At 40.7% G+C, this 6189-nt stretch carries 4 protein-coding genes; all 4 read left to right on the top strand.

Annotated features, from left to right (window positions below):
* Nucleotides 1–414, top strand: a 414-nt coding sequence (gene mobC, locus FJR05_RS06985) for a plasmid mobilization relaxosome protein MobC (RefSeq protein WP_254446787.1), incomplete at its 5' end; no start/stop codon positions are given.
* 160 nt (nt 415–574) lie between these two features.
* Nucleotides 575–2140, top strand: a complete 1566-nt coding sequence (locus FJR05_RS06980) for a relaxase/mobilization nuclease domain-containing protein (protein ID WP_168643447.1) — start codon at nt 575–577, stop codon at nt 2138–2140.
* Between the two features lie 337 nt (nt 2141–2477).
* On the top strand, nt 2478–3200 hold the full coding sequence (locus FJR05_RS06975; RefSeq protein WP_168643446.1) for a hypothetical protein: 723 nt from the start codon (nt 2478–2480) through the stop codon (nt 3198–3200).
* 411 nt (nt 3201–3611) lie between these two features.
* Nucleotides 3612–6189: PriCT-2 domain-containing protein (locus FJR05_RS06970; protein WP_174783614.1), on the top strand; the 2578-nt coding region annotated here is incomplete at its 3' end.

The raw sequence follows: 6189 nt of genomic DNA, 5'->3' as shown, positions 1-6189 counted from the left end.
CATTTCAAACTAGAGATGCAACATTACAACATAATATTTGTAATAAATTCAGCCATGCCTAAAAAACGTCGCAATATAAAGTTTCTAATCTGCCTCACATCGCAAGAGAAAGAACAGGTGCGACAAATGGCAGCAGAAAATAGCTTAACGATGGCAGAGTTATTCCGTGCCAAAACTATCAAAAATAGATTGCCCCGGCGTGTCACCAAAGTGGCAGGTCAAACTTATTGGGAGTTGGGGAAAATCGGTAATAACCTGAACCAAATCGCTAAAGCTATCAATACATCGGTACTCATGGGTGAGCCAGTGGTTGTTGATCGAGGATTGTTGGAACAGGTCAGAAATTTGGTAAGACAAGTGCGGCGAGAGATTGCTGAAATTGATTTAGTTACTGATATACAAGATGAAGCGTAAATTCAGCACCGCTGTCAGATTTCCAAATAAAAAATATCCCATTGTTTTGATAACAAGGAGGCAGAGAAGGAACAGTTGTGTTGATCACAGAAACTGTATATTTTATTTTCTGGAGTTCCCTAGACGACTGAGTATAAAGAAAACCTGATAGGAAATTAATATGATTGGCAAGCACGTCAAAGGTACAAGTTTCCGGGGACTACTAAACTACCTTTTTGGTAAAGAGGGAGCAAGACAAATCGGTGGAAATATGGAAGGAACAAACCCACGGGAATTAGCGGCTGAATTTGGTATATCTCGGAGATTAAACCCGAAGGTGAGTAGGGCTGTTTATCACGCTTCTCTCAGCTTGCCTCACGACGAAAGTTTAGATGATGATACTTGGCATGAAATCGCCCAAAAGTATCTACAAGAAATGGGTTTTGAGATGAATCAATATGTTGTAGTCCGGCATATTGACAGAACTCATGATCATGCCCATATTGCTGCCAGTCGCATTCAATTAAATGGCATTACAGTTTCTGATAGTTGGGACAACCCCAGAAGTGAAGCTGTGATTCGCAAATTAGAGAAAGAATACAATTTACAATCAGTACAGCCTAGCTGGGAAAAAGATCAACACAGTCCAACTACTGGTGAACGCAGACAACTTGCTAGAACTGGAGAAGAAAGCGTTAGAGTCAAACTTCAGCGATCGCTTGATAAAGCAACCTATGACCACCCAACTATGCCAGAATTGATAAAGAAAGCGCAGAAAGACGGTATTAGTATCTGCATCGGCTATAGTCGTACAGGCAAGATTAAAGGCATTAGTTACAAACTTGATGGTGTGGCTTTTAGCGGTACACATTTGGGTAAAGCATACACTTTTCCAGGTTTACAAAAGTATCGGGATGTAAGTTATATTCCCAAGCGGGATGATAAACGCATCCAGAAACTGATGGAACGAAATGTTGAAAATAACACATTGACAGTTTCTTCACTACTGGATGACAACGACATTCAAATCGAGCAATCTGTTGACGACTCAACAACACAAGCAAAAGAGGATATTGAACTGCTCCAAAAGCTGATAGAGCAGCCTATTGAAAATGCTACAGCAGCAGTAACACAGACAAATTATTTGCCTACACCAGAACCCGCAAACTGGGAACAAGTCCGCCAAAACTTACACCAGCAGTACAATTTACCGATTCCTTTGCTCAATGAACTGTATCAAAAGGGTTGGCTATATCCTAATCAAACAGGTCAACCAGTATTTGTAGAACGCACACTCGATGATGTTTCCACTCTTGCCAAACAGCTAGAACCAACTGGTTATTTTACTGCTATTCCTCTCAACTCTGAAGCAACAAAAAACGGTAGTTTTTGGATTGCTACGGATACCACAGTCACAAGAGCGGTGTTACTGAGTGACCCCATCGAAGTTCTGTCTGTTATTGCCTTAGAATCAACTGTTGACAAAAAACAACGGCAATCAACTTTGTATTGGAGTGTAAGTAGCCACGAACAAATACCTTTAGAATTTTTACAGTCCCTTGATACAGTGGTCATCGCTTTTAAAGATCATGAGGAAGTTGAGGACTTGATATCTGACATATTAGCTGAACTACCCCAAGCCAAAAAGGTATCTCCTGGTCAAGCTGGTTGGAATAAACTGTTAACTGACAGAAAACAACCAATGAAAAAGCACCAATTTACACAAACTCTAGATTGGGAACTTTAAGTGTATGCAGGGTCATTTATTGCAACTCCCTGTGAACCACAACCACCAGTAGAAAATCCTAGATATTTTTTGGTTAGGTACTCAATGGGACTGCGAACAGATACTCGACTATGGTATACAATCTTTTTAGGCGCTTATAATCAAGAAGGAACTCAAAAATCCTGGGAGCAAGCGTGAGATATAATTCGTCACGTTTAATCCCTATTTAGGGTATAGTTTATCGTTTAAGCGTATTCCTTTTAATAATCATTGGATAACCATTGGTTCAAAATGCCAAATTAGGCATTAGGATTTTAAAGGAAGTGCTATTTTCAAACCACTAACTTTTGATGTCGCAATGTTGACAGTGAAAGACCCAACTACCGATTTTCAGCTACCGCCGCACAATGAAGCGGCTTTAGAGGGACTTAGGGAAGCAAAAAACGTTGATTCCACTGTTGCTCTAGCAGCTAATGACTCAGCAATTGCTACAGGGACAATCAGCCCGTCTGGCTGGTTACTTTTTGGCTTGGCTTACAAGCCGTTGATTAGGGTGGACAAAATTGCGCGGTTGGAAAAATTAACCAGTGTACTTTTAAAGGAGTTTAAAAGCGAGGGAATACAAGTCTTTCCAGTCCTTCAGATTGAGGATAAGAACCCTATTGACTTGTTTATCAGGTTTCCACGCAAAACTCACCTGTTTATCTCCATTCGTTCACGAGGAGATAGAGAGGTTGTTTACAACGAAAGCAGGGAAATCCTCCAAGTAAAACAAAAAAAGAAGAGTGGTTTAACTACTTGGAGACCCTGTCCGCTGGTTGAACTATCGGATTATGAAAGATGGCTTACTAAAAATAGAGCTTTATTCGGTATGACCTCGAAAGAGGTAACAAAAACACCGACAGCAAAAGTTTTAGTCTTATGGCCTCCTACCAAGGCGGATGCAGATCACAAGCCGCATCTTTATTCAGAAATGGGAAGCATGAAACTTCTAGCACTGCGAAGAAAAGGCACTGCCTTCGTTATTCAAGAGGAGGAAGTAACTGAGTTTGTCAAAACTTGGTTAGCCAAGTACGAATAGTAGATTAAAATGCGAAAACCCCACGTCTCGACGAGACAAGAAGGTTTTCAAAATACATTCCATCATTCATTCACTGGAATTGAAGCATTGGAATTGGAGCAGGGGTATTGGGTTGACAAGCCTAATTTTTATATCCCTGTTAGTAATCCTATCTCAAAAAGTTGAGATGTAAAAGCAGAAGAACACTGATTTTACAAATAAATTAGAACTTAGGCAAGATTAACCTCTGTTGATCATTGCTATCGCGGGAAAACAATGTCAAACCCATATTGTTTGTACCCCCTGCGTAAGTCCTAATAAAGCAACATTTCAGGAATTTTATCTTCTTATCTTCCTGGGTATGTGTGTAAAAGATTACTAACATGGGATTGCTCCAATTCCTCCATCACACTTACTGGAGGATTGGCTATCATGTCTCAACAACAATTTCACAACGCATCAGAAGCACAAAATCAAAACGCTCAACAACAATTTAACAACGAGTTAGAGCCGGAACAGCAATGTCACAACGCATCAGAAGCACAACAACCAAACGCTCAACAACAATTTAATAACCAATCAGAACCGCAACAAGCAACGGTTCAACAGCAATTTCACAACTCATCAGAATCACAACAACCCCACGTTCAACAGAAGCAGCAGGGGGAAAGAGAACAGGCTTTTGCCGTGAGCGTAAGCCGAACGGGAGCAGGGGGAATGTCTCCTTCCCCACTAACGTGGAGCAAAGTGGAACAGAGGCCACAACCCAGCACTTATTTAAGTGGCTTATATGCAAGTGGAGTACAATCGCCGTTTGAATATCCCGTTGTGCCTCCTTTCCCTGCACAAGAGTCTCTTTTTGAATTTAGTAGCAAGATCGAACAACAGCTAGAACCACAACAACCAATCATTCAACAAACTCCATTTACACCACGATTACAACCAGAGCCTATCCAGCATGACAGAATCAAATTCGCATTTAACCCCACTGGTAAAGATAAAAACTGGGATTTTCGCAAACTAGCAGCCAACTTCCAAGACAGAACAGGTACTATTTGGGATGTAGCTAGGCACGTAGAAGAAGGACACGCCTTATGTGCTGGTTTACTTGGTGGTCAATGGCGGAGTAAATCTCATGTGATTGGTTCTCAGTGGTTGTTACTAGATATTGACAACGCCGCAACTTGGAAAGATGCAAATGGTAATCCATTAGATGAAAATGGTATACCAATCAAAATTAATAAAGCCTGGGTAGATATTAATGGTAATGTGATTGAAAAATCAGATGGTAGACAAGCCAAGAAAATCTATCAACATCAGCTAAATTTAGACGAAGCAATAGAACATCCGTTCATCAAACAATATTGCGCGTTAATCTACACCACAGCCAGCCATCAACCCGGCTGGGACAAATTCCGTTTAGTATTCGTATTACCTGAATATGTTCAAGGTGCAGAAACAGTAGAAGTATTAACACGCTACTTAATGAAGCATCTACCCCATGACCCTGCCTGTAAAGATGCTTCACGGGTGTTTTATGGCAATAGCCAAGCCACATTTCCGTTAATTCAACCTCATGTTAGATTACCCCAATCTTGGATAGATAAAGCTGTCACCACTGCTTTTCAAGAAAAAATCGAGTACGAAAAACGGATAGCAGAAATTACAATCCGTCGGCTACAATTTCAAGAACGGGCAGAAGCTAACAACTGGGATATAGATCAACTAATTCAACAAGCATTAACTTATATTCCCACACGTAGTCCTGGCAGCAACAACTACAATGAGTGCCTAAATGTATTAATGGCACTAACTTCTCATTATGGTGCTGTAGATGCGGAAATTATAGGAGAACAGTGGAGTCCTTCAATTAAGGGAACAAGTTGGAATATTCGAGATAAAATTAAGAGTTTTCGTAGGGGTTCTGGTATTTCTATTGGTACGCTATTTTACATTGCCAAACAATATGGGTTTAGATTTCCCACAGTTGAACGGAATATTTTTAATAGTAATTACCAAGATCAGGAATTTAATAAAAACCTACACTCCAGCATCACAGATCCCATAATCAGCAAACAAGAATGGCTTGCTAAACACGGTATAAAGAGAGACTTTCAAGAATTTATCCAAACCTTAATTACTGTCACTAATAAAGCCCAAAGGTTGATAGGTAATATAGTTTGCCAAGTAGAACCAACTATACTTGTCGCCAATAACAACCTCGACGTTGATATCTGGTTTACCTCAAATCAACGGACTCACACTTATGTAAATGCAATCAAATCAGGTCATAAATTCATCTTAGATTTATCACACGCTGGTGCTGGTAAATCTCACACGGTGGGGGAATTTATGCCAGAACAGTTTGGGGTCAATATGCTCTTCTACCTCAGCAATGAACACCGTAACCCCACTGTAGCAACTATTGAAAACTGGACTGATTTAACAGTCCGTCACGATGGATTAGTAGCAGATGCTTTCAAACTCACACCGTTAGGCAATCCCCAGGTCCACTGGCCACAATTAGGGGAAGAAACCAATGTTGAGGGAACTTGTCCTTTAACACATTTATTTAATGCTCTGGCAAATAAAGGATATAAAAAAGAAACATCCGCAGAAGCCAGTCTTAATCCCATCTGCAACGGCTGTAAACTTAGAGCTAATTGTGCGGGTAGAGATGCTGCTGGTAATGCCCTGCCAAGAGTCAATGGTTCTACGTTTCGACGTGATAGAAGGGAGGCACTAGCGTCTAAACGAATTCGTGCCAATATCAACTCCCTACCTCAAGCCAAAGATATGATTGAGATGAAGGCAGGTGGTATTGTTGATGAAGCTTCCAGGCAAATACAACCTGTGGAATTTATCAGGGTTAGTTCTAAGGATTTTGACTCTTCAATGATGGAGGTGCAAACTCTATTACCCGCAGTCTATGACAAAATCAAAGGTTTGGTTCTACCATTGCGGGGACTGCTGACTGGAAATATCCCCCGTGTTCAGGAAACTTATCATG

Origin of the sequence: Dolichospermum sp. UHCC 0259, from assembly GCF_009711935.1 — a bacterium.
In the GTDB taxonomy this organism is placed as follows: Bacteria; Cyanobacteriota; Cyanobacteriia; order Cyanobacteriales; family Nostocaceae; genus Dolichospermum.
This window is presented reverse-complemented; position numbering and strand designations above follow the sequence as displayed.

Excerpts from the sequence above, each read along its gene's own strand:
- FJR05_RS06980 (WP_168643447.1), top strand. The coding sequence starts at position 575 with ATGATTGGCAAGCACGTCAAAGGTACAAGTTTCCGGGGACTACTAAAC.
- FJR05_RS06975 (WP_168643446.1), top strand. The coding sequence starts at position 2,478 with ATGTTGACAGTGAAAGACCCAACTACCGATTTTCAGCTACCGCCGCAC.